Source organism: Streptomyces sp. NPDC055962 (assembly GCF_042270185.1).
GTDB lineage: Bacteria > Actinomycetota > Actinomycetes > Streptomycetales > Streptomycetaceae > Streptomyces.
The window spans coordinates 1-14,378 of the sequence record NZ_JBHJYN010000018.1; the positions used below are offsets into that span (position 1 = coordinate 1).

Here is a 14,378-nt window from a genome sequence, read left to right on the forward strand (position 1 = left end):
ACCCCGCCCGGCGGGGGGGGGGGGGCGCGGCCCCCCCCCCCCCGCCCCGGGCTCCTTGCCGTCAGTCGTCCCGCCCCCGGCTCCCGTCCGCTCCCCCTCACCCCGCCGCGGCCCCCTTCCGCCGTGGGACGAAGGGGAGCGGGCTCGTCAGGGACCGGGACCTGATGCCACGGCGCGCCCGAGCCACGTCCCGCAGGGGAGCGCCCCCGGCACGGGGAAGCCGCAGGCCCTGCCGGCCCGCGCAGAGTGGCGCGGCGCTGAGGTGCGGGAGCGCCGCGCAGCCGGGTATGTGGCCGCGGAGCACCGGACAGCGAGCCGTGACGCCGAGGGACGGTTCCCGCATCGGGCCGTACGCCCCAGGCACCCCGCCTCCGCCTTCCCGTTCCGCTCAGTGCGGCCTCCAGTGGAGTTTTCCGCCACCCACCCACCGCACGGAGGCCGGGTCGTCGAGGTCGTGGACGGTGATTCCGGCCGTGGCGGCGGCGCTCAGGACGTCCGTCATGGCGGTCGCCGTCCCGACCACCTCGCCGTCGATCTCCACGACACGGAAGGGCGGGTCCCCCGGCTGGACCGGCAGGACGGTGATCCGGGGGACAGGTGCGTAGGGGCTCTCGGTCATAGGCGGATCGGTTCCACGCGGACGCTCCGGGTACGCCTGCAGGCACCATGTGTGAGTCATATGCCCGTTTTGAAATAGTTTTCGAAATTAATCCCGTAATCCATAAAAGGCCATTTCGTGTGACCTGGGACCCTACGTGCAGGAGCAAAACGCCCGAAACGGACTCAGTGACCAGGGTCACCTCCGCCGCCCCGGATGCGGGTGTGCGCCCGCCGGTTCCCTTCTGCGGCAAGAGAACGGGGCGGCGGGGTGTGGGGTGGATTACATGAATTCCCGTGAATTGATCTTGCGAATGAATTGTGATCACTCCGCCAGGCTTGTTCCTTTCCCTATTTCTCGCCTACGGTCACCATCACTCCGGGCGGAACGCCGAATCCTGCCGCCGTCCGGTTACCCGACCACTTCTCGTACGGCAGGAGCGGGGGACCCAAGTAAGCGCCGATCCGGTTTCCGGAGCGGCTCGGGGTGAAGTCGCATTCCCATGCGGCCGGGCATCTCCAGCCCGAACCCGACAGCTCACTTCGCAGGCGACGGAGAGGAATTCAGCATGCCCGAAAACGGTAAGCACCGTCGTTCCAGGACCACTTCGCTCACCCGCGGCATCATCGCCGTGAGCACGGGTGGAGCCGCCCTGGCCCTGCCCCTGATCGGTGCCACCGGCGCCTTCGCCGCCCCGGCCCAGCCCGCCGCCGTGGAAAAGGTCGCGACGTCGACTGCTGTGCCCGGCAAGGGAATTGCCGCGCAGAAGTCCAAGTCCGCCACCTATTCCGTCGTCGTCGGCGACACCCTCGCCAAGATCGCTCGCGAGCATTCCGTGAGCGGCGGCTGGAAGGCCCTGTACGAGGGCAACAAGAAGGTCGTCGGCGGAAACCCGGACCTGATTCACCCCGGCCTGAAGATCACCCTTGTCGTCAAGGGTGAGAACAAGTCCGCGGACAAGGCCGACAAGGCCGAATCCAAGACTTCCGACCGTGCCGAGAAGAGCGCCGACCGCGCCGACCGCTCGGAGCGCACCAGCACGCTCGCCGCCGAGGGTGCTCCCGCCGCCGAAGCCGCTCCCGCGGCCGCGCCGGTCTCGTACACGAACGACCTCGACGGCTGGATCAAGGAGTCGCTGGCCGTCATGGCCGAGCACGGCATCCCCGGCACCTACGAGGGCATCCACCGCAACATCATCCGTGAGTCCGCCGGTGACCCGAAGGCCATCAACAACTGGGACATCAACGCGATCAACGGCGTCCCGTCGAAGGGCCTGCTCCAGGTCATCGACCCGACCTTCCAGGCCTACCACGTGCCCGGTACGTCGATGGACAGCTACGACCCGGTCGCCAACATCACGGCCGCGTGCAACTACGCCGCGGACCGGTACGGCTCGATCGACAACGTCTTCGGCGCCTACTGAGGCTCCAGGGGCACAGGGCCACTGACGCACGGCGTGTGACAGAGGGCCGGCCATGAAGGGTGGTACGGGTTCGGCGGAACCCGTACCACCCTTCAGTCGTGCCCGGGGGCCCGCGCCGCTCCGCCACTGCGGCGGCCGGGACCCGCGCGACAGGCCGGGCGGGGGCCGGGTGACTGGTCTCGTACAGGTTCGTCGTCCATACTGCCCGCCGTGGAGCAGCGCATAGATTCGAACGACAAGCCCGAGTTCGCCGCGGGGACAGACCCGGCGTACATCCCCGGCCTGACGGCCCCTGCCCCCGCGCGGACGGAGGCGGAACCGGAGGAGGCGGAGCCCGGGGATTCCCCGGAGGACGACGTCGCGGACGCCCCCGTCGAGGGCGTGGCCGAGGAGGCCGCGGACGAGTCCACGGCTGCCGACGCCGTGGTCCCGGACGACGAGGCGGTGAGCGAGGCCGCCGGGAGCGAGGACGCCGCGGACGCGGGGAGCAAGGACGCGCCCGTCTTCGAGGTCAGTGACCGACGGGGATCGATCAGGGTGGACGCCGAGGGCGTCCGGTTCCGGCTCGACGACCAGGAAGCGGAGTTCGACTGGTCCGAGATCGGCGCGGTCGAGGTCAGGACCGGCCGCTTCGGGCGCCGGTTCACCGTGACGGTCCACCTGTCGAGCCTCCGGTGGTTCAACGCCGAGGTCGAGGCCGGGGCACGGAGCGAGCTCAAGGGGTGGACGGCGGAACTCGACGAGGTGCTCGACGCCTACTTCGAAGAAGCCTGACCCCACGTCCGGGGCCGCACACCGGGCCGTTCGCCGGCCCGGTGCGCGGCATGCCGTGACGGAGGCCGGGCGCGGCACCGAGGGCGGGCGGGCCGGAGGTTCAGGCTCCGGCCGCCGCGCCGAGCACCACGGACCGGGTCAGGTGGCGCGGCAGGTCGGGATCGAGCCCCCGGGCCGCCGCACGGGCGATCGCCAGCCGCTGGACCCGGACCAGATCGGCCAGCGGGTCCAGCCCGCTCTCCACCCAGCGGGCCCCGGTCGCCAGCACCTGCTCCCGGAGCCCCTCCGGGGCGGCGCCGAACATCCAGGTCGCGGTCCCGGCCGTGGCGATGCTGATGGGACCGTGGCGGTACTCCATCGCCGGGTACGACTCCGTCCAGGAGAGCGACGCCTCCTTCATCTTCAGCGCCGCCTCGTTGGCGAGCCCGACCGTCCAGCCGCGCCCCAGGAAGCTGAACTGGGTGCACTCCAGCAGCCCCTCGGGCAGCGGCTCCGCCAGCGCGGTCTCCGCGTCCCGCACGGCGTCCTCGGTGTGCAGCCCGAGATGGGCCCGGAACAGGGTCAGGGCGGTGGTCGCGAAACGCGTCTGGACCACGGACCGTTCGTCGGCGAAATCGAGGACCACCACCTCGTCGGCCGCGTCCATCACCGGGGTCCGCGGATCGGCGGTCACCGCGACGGTACGGGCGGTGCCCCGCAGCCGGGTCAGCAGGTCCAGCACCTCGGTCGTGGTTCCCGAGCGGGTCAGCGTCACCACCCGGTCGTACGCACGCCCGAAGGGGAACTCCGAGGCGGCGTACGCATCCGACTCGCCCTGCCCGGAGGACTCCCGGAGCGAGGCGTAGGCCTGGGCCATGTAGTACGACGTTCCGCAGCCGACGACGGCTATGCGCTCACCGGTGGCGGGCAGCGCCGCCTTCCGGTCGGCAGCGACCTCCGCGGCGCGGCGCCAGCACTCCGGCTGGCCGGCTGTCTCGGTCTCGACATAGGACATGTCCGTACTCCGCTTCCGCTGCTGACTCGCACCTGATGGGTGGGGCTGGGCGAAAACGACGCCCGCTTGTTCAATGTTGCATGTTAGCTGGGTCAATAGAGCAAGAACAAGCAAGTGACTCCTCTCTTCATGAGCAGGTTGGGGTCTGTTTTCGGCCATGCTCGGTGGGTAGTCGGCTCAATCCGGTTCTGCCGTGACGCTGTGGGTAACCGCTCGGCGGTACGCGACCACTGGTCGATATCGTGCGCCTCGGGCGGAAAATCCCTCGTGCGGCCGGTCTGCGGTGACCTCGGACGGTCACCGTCGGGAGATGGACGATCCACAGGAGGGGTGATTTCACGTCATCGGACCGGACCATTGGCCGAGTTCGAACGCGCGGCCGGATCGTGGTCGGCATAATCGCCCCATGTCGATCACGGGTGGGGACGTCGTTGACCTCGGCAGGGGCCTGTACGCCTGGCTGCCGCCGAAGCGGGGATGGGGCCTGGCCAACTGCGGCCTGCTCGTCTCGCCGCGCGGCGGGCTGTGGATCGACACCCCCTACGACCCGGTGCTGGCCGGTCAGTTCCTCGCGGAGAGCCGGAAACGGCTGCCGGACGGGGCCGGAATCGACCGGGTCGTCGTCACCCACGCCAACGGCGACCACTTCTGGGGCGCCGGAGTGCTCCCGGACGCGGAGATCATCGTGACCCGGGAGGCCCGGGAGCACATCCACTACGACCCCACCCCGCAGCAGCAGCACGCGCTGGTGGCCGGAAGTGATCCCTCCACCCCTCTCGGCGCCTACCTCGGCCGGCACTTCGGAGGCTTCGACTGGTCGGAGACCGAGGCCGTGCGGCCGACGACCTACTTCACCGGGGAGCTCGAACTGACCCTGGGGGAGTACGCGGTCCAGGTGTCGTCCCTCCCGCCCGCGCACACGGGAGGCGACCTCATGGTGTACCTCCCCACGCAGCGCACCGTGTTCAGCGGTGACGTCATCTTCTCCTCCTCCCCTGAGCAGCCCGGGGACCACCCGGTGCACTGGGCGGGCCCCCTGAGCAATGTGATCGACGCCTGCGAACGGGTCCTGGCCACCGGTGCCGAGGTCATCGTGCCCGGTCACGGACCCGTGCTCGACCCGGCCGGGGTGCGGGAGCACATGGGCTACCTCGCGTACGTACGGGAACGCGCCCACGCCCTTCACTCGGCGGGGGTCCCCGCCGCCGAGGCCGCGCGCCGGGTGATCGCCGAGGGCCGCTATCCGGCGCTCGGCCTGCCCGAACGGCTCGTGGTGACCATCGGGAGCGAGTACCGCCACCTCGACGGGTCCGAACTCCCCGGCGTCCTCCAGGTGATGGCCGAGGTGGCCGCCGTCGCCCACGAGGCCGGCGCGGCGTGTACCGGCACGCCGGCATGACGGCCGGCCGGAACGGCGACGGCGCGGGCCGCCGGCCGTCCCCGACGACAGAGACGCGGTGACGCCGTGGTGGTATGGATCCTGACCCTGGCCGCCGTCGTGGTGGCCGTATGGACGTCGGCGCGCATGTACCAGGCCCGGCGGGAGGCCTACGGGGCCTCGGCGCGCGCGGAGCTGGCCGAACGTCAGGCGAGGGCAGCGGAGGCCCGCACCCTCGCCCTCACCGAGGAGATCCGCCAGCTGGCCCGGAAGCGGATACCCGCCGCGGCCACCGCGCTCTCCCACCGGGCGGCTCCCGTGCCCGGCCTGCGCGAGGCCGCGGACATCGAGGGCGACGCCGCCCGTCTGCTCACCGAGGCCGTACAGGCCGCGCGCACGGCGGTGCTGGAGGAACGCGGACGCGTCGACGCGGCGGCACGGTCGGCCATGCGCGGCACCTCCGCCAAGATCCAGTCGCTGCTCAACCAGTCGCAGCACCTCCTGCAGGAGCTCCAGCACGAGTACGACGACCCGCGGATCCTGCAGCTCGACTTCCGCAACGAACTGGCCCTGCGCCGCACCCAGGCCACGGCCGTGCTCTGCGACGCGTGGCCCGGACTCGCCCGGCAGAACTCCTCCCTCGTCGAGGTCGTGCTCGGCGCCCAGTCCCGGGTCGCCGGATACGAGCGGGTCAAGGTCGCCAACCATCTGCGCCAGGAGCGGCTCGCCCTGGTCGCCCGCGCCGCCGAGCCCCTCGCCATCGCGCTCGCCGAGCTGCTGGCCAACGCGACGGCGTACTCCCACCCGGACACCGAAGTGCCGGTGACCGTCCAGCAGACGCCCGGCCGGGGTGCACTGATCCTCGTCGACGACGCCGGCATCGGCATGGACGACGACGCGCTGAAGCGCGCCCGCACCCTCCTGGCGGGCCCCTCCGAGGTGCTCCTCACCGAGCTGGGGGATCCGCCGCAGACCGGCTTCGCCGTCGTGGGGAGGCTCATCGCGCGCTACGGCTTCAGCTGCCACATCGAGTCGTCCCCGTACGGGGGGATGCGCGCGATGCTGCGCATCCCGGCCCATCTGCTGACCGTGATGGACGACGACCGCACGCTGTCCGTGCTCGCGCCGAAGCCGGTGCACGCACGGGGGACAGCCGCCGAGCCCCACGAGGCTTCAGCCCCGGAACACACCACCGCCCCGCAGCCGGCCGCCCTCCCGGAGCCGGCCGCCGCGCCGGCTTCCCCTGCCGCGCCCACGGCGCCCGCCGGGCCCTCCGCACCCGGGACGGCCTCCGACCCTGGTGAGGCTCCCGCCGCGGCCGGCACCGGGGCGGACACGGCGGAGCTGCCCACCCGGCGGCGCCGGTCCCGCAAGGCGGCCTCCCCGCAGGAGCCGACGGCCCGCCGGCTGCCGGTGGAGGAGCCCCTGCTCCGTACACCGGAAGGCGCCGGAGCGGCCTGGACCGCACTCCAGCAGGGCACCCTCAGTGGCAGGAAGGCGCCCGAGCCCCCGGCGGAGGCACCCTCAGCATCCCCATCGGACGACCAAGGAGACGACGAGACGTGAGCACCACCCCCACCGCCGGTGATCTCGCCTGGGTGCTGACCCCCCTGCTGGAGCTGCCCGGAGTGCAACACGCCCTGGTCGCCACCGGCGACGGGCTCGTCGAGGGCGCGTCACCCGGCCTGGACCGCGCGTCCGCCGAGCGCGTCGCGGCGATGACGGCCACCCTGCACGCATCCGCCCGCGCCTTCACCACGGCGTTCACCGAGGCCGAGTCGCCGCGCCTCGCGCAGACCGTCGTGGAGTCCGATCTGGGCTTCGCCATCGTCGTACCGGCGGGCAGGAACACCACGCTGGCCCTGTTCGCGGCCCCCGACGCACACCTCGGGAACATCGCGTACCAGATGCAGGTCCAGGTCACCGCGCTGACCAGGGCCATGCACGCCCCCACCCGCCAACCGGACGCTGCCACCCGGCCATGACCCCCGGCCCAGGGCGCCGCCTGATCCCCGCCTATCTGGTCACCGGTGGCCGTTCCGCGCCCACCGGCCCCGCGCTCGACCGGCTCGCCGTGCTCATCCGTACGGATGCGGCGCTGCCGCCGGACACCGGTGCGGAGCAGCGCAGGCTGTGCGAGCTCCTGGAACCCGGAGCCCTCACCGTCGTCGAGTGCGCCGCCCACCTGGAACTGCCGGTCAGCGCGACGGTCTTCCTGGCCACGGACCTCGTGGCCGCCGGACATCTGCACGCTCGACCACCGATCCCCCGTGCCGGTGAGATCGACCGGTCGCTCGTCGAGAGGCTGCTCGTTGGACTCCGTTCCCTCCACTGACCGGGGCGGCGTCGGCTATCTGCCGAGCGCCGCCGAGACCCTGATGAAGCTCGTCGTCACGGGTCCCTTCGGCGTGGGCAAGACGACCCTGATCCGTACGCTGTCGGAGATCCCGACCCTGCACACGGAGGAGGCGATGACGCAGTCCAGCGAGGGACTCGACGACACCGCCGGGCTTCCGGACAAGACCACGACCACGGTGGCGGTCGACTTCGGCAGGCTGACCGTCCAGGACGACCTGGTGCTCTACATGTTCGGCACCCCCGGCCAGGAGCGCTTCCTCCCCCTCTGGGAGGACATCGCGCGCGGTGCGCTCGGCGCCCTCGTCATGGTCGACACGCGCCGGCTCGAGGACTCCTTCGCCGTCATGGACATGGTGGAGGAGCAGGGGCTGCCGTACGCGGTCGCCGTCAACCGCTTTCCCGACGCCCCCGCCCACGCGGACGAGGTCCTGCGCAAGCACCTCGACCTCGACGCCCGTACCCCGCTGGTGCAGTGCGACGCCCGTGAACGCCAGGGCGGCATCGAAGCCCTGATCGCCCTCGCCGAGCACGCGCTGAGCTGCCTGCCCGCGTCCCAGGAACCGTCATGACCCCTGCTCACCCGGGCACTTCGTCCGGCACCTCCCCCTCCCCCCTCGAACCGCTCGCCCTGTACGGCGCCGGATTCGCTGCCGATCCGCACGGCCACTACCGCAGGCTGCGCGCCCAGGGGCCGCTGGCCAGGGTGCGCATCGCCCCGGACGTCGACGCCCTGCTGGTCACCGACTACCACGCGGCCGTCGACCTGCTGCGCGACACCGAGACCTTCACCAAGGACCCGCGTACGTGGCAGGCGGGCATCCCCGCCGACTCCCCGGTCCTGCCCGTGCTCGGCCACCGGCCCACCGCCCTCTTCACCGACGGCGCGGTGCACGCCCGGTACCGTGACGCCATCAACGACACCCTGGCCCTGATCGAGCCCCACCTGCTGCGCGCGGAGGTCGCCCGGGTCGCGCAGCGGCTCATCGCCGCGTTCTCGGCCACCGGCAGCGGCGACCTCATCGCCCAGTACGCCCGCAGGCTCCCCCTGCACGTCTTCACCGCCTCCTTCGGCGTGGCCTCCGAGGACACCGAGCGGGTGGTCCGCGGCACCGCCGGGATGATGGACCCCGCGGCGGACGCGACCGCCGCCTACGACGACCTCGTCGGCGTCGTCACCGCGCTGGTCGCCGCGCGGCGGCGCAGGCCCCGCCGCGACCTCACCTCGTACCTGCTGGAGCACCCCGCGGGCCTCGACGACGACGAGGCCGTGCGTCAGATCACGCTCATCATGAGCGCCGGCCACGACCCCACGACCAACCTGATCGGCAACGCGCTGCTGCGCATGCTCAGCGACACCGGATACGGGGGCTCCCTGCACGGCGGTGCCATGACCGCGCGCGAGGCGGTGGACGACGTGCTCTGGCGCGATCCGCCGCTGGCCAACATGGGGGCGCACTTCCCGCGCCACGACACCGAGTTCCACGGGATCCCGCTGCGTGCCGGGCAGTTGGTGCTGGTCTCCTTCGCCGCAGCCAACACGCAGTCGCTGCCCGCCGTCCAGGACCCCGCCGTGCGCTCCGGTGACGGCGCGCACCTGGCGTGGTCGACGGGCCCGCACCGCTGCCCGGCCAAGCAGCCGGCCCTGCTGATGGCGATGACCGCGATCGAGCAGCTCACCAGCCAGCTCTGCGACCTGGAACTCGCCGTCGAACCCGGCGCGCTGGTCTGGCGGCCGGGCCCTTTCCACCGGGCCCCGGCGCATCTCCCGGTCCGTTTCACCCCCCTCGACACGCTCCCCGAACCGGACGGGGCGGGAGCGCCGGACACGTCGGATCACGTTCCGACCCGTGTCGGTGGTACGCCGAACGGGTGAGGGACGAGAGAATTGCCCGATGAACAGCGAGCGCAGCCGGCGCACAGCCAACCGGCATACGGACGGGGTGGTTCTGTGAGCAGGTACGACAGGTACGACAGGTACGACGCCACCGACGAGCAGTGGGAAGGTCTCGCCCAGGTCGTACCCCTGAGGGGCCGCAACGAATGGCCGTCCCGCGTCGACCACCGGACGGTCCCGGACCAGCAGGAGTCGGCCGAGCAACGGCGTCTCGTCGTGCTGAGGGTCCAGGTCTTCGCCGACGCGCGCGAGGTGGCCGAGTACCTGGTGGCGCAGATCCCGGTCCTGCTGGACCTGACCGGGGCGGAGACCGATGTGGCCAAGCGGATCCTGGACTTCAGCAGCGGCGTGGTCTTCGGGCTCGGCAGCGGGATGCACCGGGTGGACCGCAACGTCTTCCTGCTCGCACCGGTCGGCATGGAGGTCGAGGGGGTCACCGCGGCGGGCGTACCTCAATCGTAGGAAGGTCGTGCGGGCGGAACGGTTCGCCGCTCCGGGGCGTGCGTACGGTCCGCTCATGACTGTGATCTCCTCGGGGAGTACGGCCCCGCCGCCGTCCGTCGCGGCCCGCCCCGCCCGGCCCTTCGTCGGTGAACTCCGGCTCGGCGCCTTCGCCTCGCACCGCCGCACCGTCATCCCGCTCGGGCCGCTCACGCTGCTCGCCGGAGGCAGCGGCAGCGGGAAGACGACCGCCCTGCGCGGGTACGAGGCGCTCGCGCGGCTGGCTGCCGGTGACCCGCTGGAGGACGTCTTCCCCGACCCGGCGGCCTGGGTGCCGGAGCGGGCGGGCGCCGACGCGCAGGGCCGCCGCGGATTCAGGCTCGGCTGCACGGTGGAGGGCCCGGCCGGCCCGGTGAGGCTGGATCTCGCCGTGCAGGCCGAGCCCGTGCTCCGCATCGTCGGCGAGCGGCTGACGGACGAGCGCGAGACCCTGCTCACCACCGCGCTGCTGGACCCCCGGCGTCCCTTCGTCCAGGCGGCCTGGCACACCGCGGGGGCCGTGCCGGTGACACGCGCCCCCTTCCCCGACGACCGGCTCGGCACGGCGCTGCTGCCGCTGCGGGTCGCGGGGACGACCGACGGACAGCTCAGGGTCATGGCCGCCGCCGAGCAGGTGGTGGTGGCTCTGCGATCGGCCTTCGTCTGCGACCCGCAGCCGCGGCGGATGCGCAAGGCGGTCCCGGTGGGGGAGGGGCGCCTCACCTCGTCCTGCGACAACCTTGCCGAGGTCCTGTACCGCACCCGCAGCCAGTGCGCGCAGCGGCACGCCCGGCTGGTCGCCACGGCGGACTCGGGGTGCGCGGGACGGGTGACCGGTCTCACCGTCGAGCGCCTGGAGGACGGCACCGTGCGCGCCGTGACCGGCCGGGCCCCCGGGCGCGGCACCCCCATCGGCCGCCTCGGCGACGGCGAGCTCCGGTTCCTGGCCTTCGCCCTCGTCCTGCTGACGGGACCTCATGTCCTGGTGGTGGACCCGGCGGCGGAGGTCCCCTCGGCCATGCAGGCGCTCACCGTCCTGGCCGACGGGCTCGACCGGAGCCTCGACGCCCGGCAGGCCGGGGAACTGCTGGCGCTGGCGGCGTCGATCTGCGCGGACGGGCACATGCGGCTGCTGGGCACGGTCGGTGAGGCGACCGCGGCGGCCGTCCGCGGGGCGGCCGGCACGACGGTGGTAGACCTGACACCGTGACCGAACTGGATGTAGCCCAACTGCAGCGGCGCCTGGCCGACTTCGCGGCATCCCGGGCCTGGGAGCCGTACCACACGCCCAAGAACCTCACCGTCGCGCTCAGTGTGGAGGCGTCCGAACTCCTGGAGATCTTCCAGTGGCTGACGCCGGAGCAGTCAGCGCGGGTGATGGAGGATCCCGGCACAGCATTCCGCGTCAGGGACGAGGTCGCGGACGTCCTGGCCTATCTGCTGCAGTTCTGCGAGGTGCTGGGCATCGACGTGCTGGAGGCGCTCGCGGCCAAGATCGACCGGAACGAGACGCGTTTTCCCGTGCCGGGCGGGGATGAGCCGACGGGCCGTCACTCTTCGGAGTGATCGACTTATCCGCAATCCACTTCCTGTCCACAGATTTCCGATTTCCTCTGGCTTTCATGTGCCACGCAGCTCACTGTGGGTAATGAAGAGGTGAGCGGGTTTCTGTACGGGTGGTCTCGGCGACGGGGGAATCGCGTGGAAGCGGAGCGACTGATCGCGGCTGGGCGGGGCGCGCTGGCGGGGAGTCGGGGGGTGCCGGCCGTCATGGCGGAGGCATGGCAGGCCCAGGCACTCGCCCGGGCGGTCGGCGGGCAGCTGGCCAGGTGCGGGCCGGCGGAATTACGGACGGAGGCGCGCGGGCTCAGCGAGACCTGCGCCCTGGGCAGTGCGGTGTTCGACCACCCGCTGGTCCCGGCCGGCGGGGTGCGGGCCGCTCAGCTCACCGAAGTGGCCCATGTGCCACGGGCGTTGGCGGCGCTCGCCCTGCTGCTCGGTGAGGCGGGCATCGCCCTGGTGGGTGTTGCCTGCGGCACGGAGGAGGAGGGGCTCTACTGGCAGTGCATCGAGGCGATAGACGCCGTCGACGAATCCGTGGACCGGGTCCACGGCATGCTCAGACGGCTCGCGGAACAGGAGCGCGACCGGGAGCGGGAACAGGAGCCGGACCGGGAGCGTGACGGCCCGTACGGCGTGATCACGGGACCGGCCGGCTTCGTCGCCGGACAGCCGTGAGCCCGCCCGCCGCGGCGCCGGGGCGGGCAGGCGGGCGGGCGGCGAGGGCAGGGAAGACGGGGCGCGGCGGTTTCGAAGGTGCAGGATGGAGGCATGGATCTTCGAATCTTCACCGAGCCCCAGCAAGGGGCGAGCTACGACACCCTGCTCACCGTGGCCAAGGCCACCGAGGACCTCGGCTTCGACGCCTTCTACCGGTCGGACCACTACCTGCGCATGGGGCCGGGGGACGGTCTGCCCGGCCCGACCGACGCGTGGATCACTCTTGCCGGGCTGGCCCGGGAGACGAAGCGGATCCGTCTCGGCACGCTGATGACGGCGGGCACCTTCCGGCTGCCCGGCGTGCTGGCGATCCAGGTCGCCCAGGTCGACCAGATGTCCGGTGGCCGGGTCGAGCTGGGCCTGGGCGCGGGCTGGTTCGAGGAGGAGCACAAGGCGTACGGCATTCCGTTCCCCAAGGAGAAGTTCGGCCGGCTGGAGGAGCAACTGGCGATCGTCACGGGGCTGTGGGAGACCGAGCCCGGGAAGACGTTCAGCTACGACGGCACCTACTACCAGCTCACGGACTCACCGGCCCTGCCGAAGCCCGCCCAGGCGAAGGTGCCGGTCCTGATCGGCGGCCACGGCGCGGTCCGCACGCCTCGGCTGGCCGCCCGGTACGCGGACGAGTTCAACATCCCCTTCGCTTCGCTGGAGGACAGCGAGAAGCAGTTCAGCCGGGTCAGGGACGCGGCCGTGGCGGCCGGCCGGGCCCCTGACGACCTGGTGTACTCCAACGCCTTGGTGGTGTGTGTCGGGAAGAACGACGCGGAGGTGGCCCGGCGTGCGTCCGCCATCGGACGGGAGGTCGAGGAGATCAAGGCGAACGGCCTGGCGGGCTCACCCGCCGAGGTGGTCGACAAGATCGGCCGCTATGCCGCCATCGGCTCCTCGCGGATCTACCTCCAGGTCCTGGACCTGGACGATCTTGAGCATCTGGAACTGATCTCGTCGCAGGTCCAGGCACAGCTGGGCTGAGAGCAGGCACGCGGGTCCGCCGGACGGATCCACGGGTCCGACGGGCAGGCGCCGTCGACCGGCGGATCCGCGTGCGCCGACAGACATGCGCGGATGCGCGTGGCGCCGACAGACGTGCGCCGACACGCGTCCACCGACAGAGGTGCGCCGACACGCGTCCACCGACAGAGGTGCGCCGTCACGCGTCCGCCGTCACGCGTCCGTGGACTGTGAGCAGCCGGGCAGACGGGACCGTCGAGCGGACCCGAGGCCACCGGCCGACAGCAAGGGAGCAGTTGTGCACACCGCCCGGACACCGGCCGCCCCGCCGGGCCGTAGCCTCGGTGAGGCGCTCGCCGAGGGGACCGTCCTGCTGGACGGGGGTCTCTCCAACCAGTTGGAGGCGCAGGGCTGCGATCTGTCCGACTCCCTGTGGTCGGCCCGTCTGCTGACCGATGCGCCCCAGCAGATCGAAGCCGCCCACGTGGCCTACGCACGGGCGGGTGCGCAGGTGCTCATCACCGCCAGCTACCAGGCGTCGTTCGAGGGCTTCGCGCGGCACGGGATCGGCAGGGCGCGGGCCGCGGAGCTGATGGCCGGCAGCGTGGAGTCGGCGCGCCGGGCGGGCGCGGTGACGGGGCGCGAGCTCTGGGTCGCCGCCTCCGTCGGCCCGTACGGGGCGATGCTCGCGGACGGCAGCGAGTACCGGGGCCGGTACGGACTCACCGTCCGCGAGCTGGTGCGCTTCCACAGGCCCCGGGCGGAGACGCTCGCCGCGGCGGGCCCCGACGTCCTCGCTCTGGAGACGGTGCCGGACATCGTCGAGGCCGAGGCGCTGCTGGAAGTGGTCCAGGAACTCCCGGTGCCGGTGTGGCTCTCGTACAGCGTGGCGGGTGACCGCACCAGGGCGGGGCAGCCCCTGGCGGAGGCGTTCGGGCTCGTGGCGGGCATCGATCAGGTGGTGGCCGTCGGGGTCAACTGCTGCGATCCGGCGGACGCGGACCGGGCGGTGGAGGTGGCGGCCGCGGCCACCGGGAAGCCGGTCGTCGTCTATCCGAACAGCGGGGAGGAGTGGGATGCCGAGGGCCGGGACTGGACCGGGAGGGGAACCTTCGAGCCGGGCAGGGTGCGGGACTGGCAGCTGGCCGGCGCGCGGCTGGTCGGCGGCTGCTGCCGGGTCGGCCCGTCCGGCATCGCGGCGCTGGCCGACCGTCTGGAGCCGCCGGCAGCATGAAAATGCCTGGT

At 72.2% G+C, this 14,378-nt stretch carries 16 protein-coding genes and 1 riboswitch; of the genes, 14 read left to right on the forward strand and 2 right to left on the reverse strand.

What is annotated here, in order from left to right:
- Nucleotides 1-388: 388 nt before the first annotated feature.
- Entirely contained in the window at nt 389-619 is a 231-nt protein-coding gene (locus ACFC51_RS33025) for a hypothetical protein (RefSeq protein ID WP_376532453.1), read from the reverse strand.
- Between the two features lie 357 nt (nt 620-976).
- Nucleotides 977-1,162, forward strand: a riboswitch (cyclic di-AMP (ydaO/yuaA leader).
- Nucleotides 1,163-1,166: 4 nt separating this feature from the next.
- Between ACFC51_RS33025 and ACFC51_RS33030 the strand changes: the two genes are divergently transcribed.
- Together ACFC51_RS33030 and ACFC51_RS33035 are read left to right on the forward strand one after the other, a co-directional pair.
- Nucleotides 1,167-2,021, forward strand: a complete 855-nt coding sequence (locus tag ACFC51_RS33030; protein ID WP_376532455.1) for a transglycosylase SLT domain-containing protein — start codon at nt 1,167-1,169, stop codon at nt 2,019-2,021.
- 210 nt (nt 2,022-2,231) lie between these two features.
- A complete protein-coding gene (locus tag ACFC51_RS33035; RefSeq protein WP_376532457.1) occupies nt 2,232-2,795 on the forward strand; it encodes a hypothetical protein in 564 nt (187 codons plus the stop codon).
- A gap of 100 nt (nt 2,796-2,895) precedes the next feature.
- Here ACFC51_RS33035 and ACFC51_RS33040 read toward each other — a convergent pair whose 3' ends face one another.
- Complete coding sequence (locus ACFC51_RS33040; RefSeq protein ID WP_376532459.1) at nt 2,896-3,789, reverse strand: SIS domain-containing protein; 894 nt, start codon at nt 3,787-3,789, stop codon at nt 2,896-2,898.
- A gap of 406 nt (nt 3,790-4,195) precedes the next feature.
- Between ACFC51_RS33040 and ACFC51_RS33045 the strand changes: the two genes are divergently transcribed.
- The 12 genes from ACFC51_RS33045 (at nt 4,196) to mmuM (ending at nt 14,367) form a co-directional block, all read left to right on the forward strand.
- Nucleotides 4,196-5,188: an MBL fold metallo-hydrolase gene (locus tag ACFC51_RS33045; protein WP_376532461.1), complete on the forward strand. Its 993-nt coding sequence runs from the start codon at nt 4,196-4,198 to the stop codon at nt 5,186-5,188.
- 66 nt (nt 5,189-5,254) lie between these two features.
- The gene (locus tag ACFC51_RS33050) at nt 5,255-6,733 is read left to right on the forward strand and encodes an ATP-binding protein (protein ID WP_376532463.1); all 1,479 of its coding nucleotides are present in this window, start codon (nt 5,255-5,257) and stop codon (nt 6,731-6,733) included.
- Nucleotides 6,730-7,152 (forward strand): roadblock/LC7 domain-containing protein, encoded by a 423-nt coding sequence (locus tag ACFC51_RS33055; RefSeq protein ID WP_376532465.1) that lies wholly within the window; start codon nt 6,730-6,732, stop codon nt 7,150-7,152. Before ACFC51_RS33050 ends, ACFC51_RS33055 begins: the two co-directional genes overlap by 4 nt.
- Complete coding sequence (locus tag ACFC51_RS33060) at nt 7,149-7,502, forward strand: DUF742 domain-containing protein (protein ID WP_376367574.1); 354 nt, start codon at nt 7,149-7,151, stop codon at nt 7,500-7,502. The genes ACFC51_RS33055 and ACFC51_RS33060 overlap by 4 nt, the downstream gene beginning before the upstream one ends.
- On the forward strand, nt 7,480-8,094 hold the full coding sequence (locus ACFC51_RS33065) for an ATP/GTP-binding protein (RefSeq protein WP_376532467.1): 615 nt from the start codon (nt 7,480-7,482) through the stop codon (nt 8,092-8,094). The genes ACFC51_RS33060 and ACFC51_RS33065 overlap by 23 nt, the downstream gene beginning before the upstream one ends.
- Entirely contained in the window at nt 8,091-9,398 is a 1,308-nt protein-coding gene (locus ACFC51_RS33070) for a cytochrome P450 (RefSeq protein ID WP_376367577.1), read from the forward strand. The genes ACFC51_RS33065 and ACFC51_RS33070 overlap by 4 nt, the downstream gene beginning before the upstream one ends.
- Before the next feature lie 75 nt (nt 9,399-9,473).
- Entirely contained in the window at nt 9,474-9,881 is a 408-nt protein-coding gene (locus ACFC51_RS33075; RefSeq protein WP_376367579.1) for a cell division protein SepF, read from the forward strand.
- A gap of 55 nt (nt 9,882-9,936) precedes the next feature.
- Nucleotides 9,937-11,109: an AAA family ATPase gene (locus tag ACFC51_RS33080; RefSeq protein WP_376532469.1), complete on the forward strand. Its 1,173-nt coding sequence runs from the start codon at nt 9,937-9,939 to the stop codon at nt 11,107-11,109.
- Nucleotides 11,106-11,465: a nucleotide pyrophosphohydrolase gene (locus ACFC51_RS33085; RefSeq protein ID WP_376532471.1), complete on the forward strand. Its 360-nt coding sequence runs from the start codon at nt 11,106-11,108 to the stop codon at nt 11,463-11,465. Before ACFC51_RS33080 ends, ACFC51_RS33085 begins: the two co-directional genes overlap by 4 nt.
- A 135-nt stretch (nt 11,466-11,600) precedes the next feature.
- Complete coding sequence (locus ACFC51_RS33090; RefSeq protein ID WP_376367585.1) at nt 11,601-12,137, forward strand: DUF6099 family protein; 537 nt, start codon at nt 11,601-11,603, stop codon at nt 12,135-12,137.
- A 93-nt stretch (nt 12,138-12,230) separates the two neighbouring features.
- A complete protein-coding gene (locus tag ACFC51_RS33095) occupies nt 12,231-13,154 on the forward strand; it encodes an LLM class F420-dependent oxidoreductase (protein ID WP_376532473.1) in 924 nt (307 codons plus the stop codon).
- Between the two features lie 277 nt (nt 13,155-13,431).
- Nucleotides 13,432-14,367 carry a homocysteine S-methyltransferase gene (gene mmuM / locus ACFC51_RS33100; protein ID WP_376367588.1) on the forward strand — a complete coding sequence of 312 codons (936 nt, stop codon included), beginning with the start codon at nt 13,432-13,434 and terminating at the stop codon, nt 14,365-14,367.
- Nucleotides 14,368-14,378 lie beyond the last annotated feature (11 nt).

Excerpts from the sequence above, each read along its gene's own strand:
- ACFC51_RS33025 (WP_376532453.1), bottom strand. The coding sequence starts at position 619 with ATGACCGAGAGCCCCTACGCACCTGTCCCCCGGATCACCGTCCTGCCG.
- ACFC51_RS33030 (WP_376532455.1), top strand. The coding sequence starts at position 1,167 with ATGCCCGAAAACGGTAAGCACCGTCGTTCCAGGACCACTTCGCTCACC.
- ACFC51_RS33040 (WP_376532459.1), bottom strand. The coding sequence starts at position 3,789 with ATGTCCTATGTCGAGACCGAGACAGCCGGCCAGCCGGAGTGCTGGCGC.
- ACFC51_RS33045 (WP_376532461.1), top strand. The coding sequence starts at position 4,196 with ATGTCGATCACGGGTGGGGACGTCGTTGACCTCGGCAGGGGCCTGTAC.
- ACFC51_RS33060 (WP_376367574.1), top strand. The coding sequence starts at position 7,149 with ATGACCCCCGGCCCAGGGCGCCGCCTGATCCCCGCCTATCTGGTCACC.
- ACFC51_RS33070 (WP_376367577.1), top strand. The coding sequence starts at position 8,091 with ATGACCCCTGCTCACCCGGGCACTTCGTCCGGCACCTCCCCCTCCCCC.
- ACFC51_RS33080 (WP_376532469.1), top strand. The coding sequence starts at position 9,937 with ATGACTGTGATCTCCTCGGGGAGTACGGCCCCGCCGCCGTCCGTCGCG.
- ACFC51_RS33095 (WP_376532473.1), top strand. The coding sequence starts at position 12,231 with ATGGATCTTCGAATCTTCACCGAGCCCCAGCAAGGGGCGAGCTACGAC.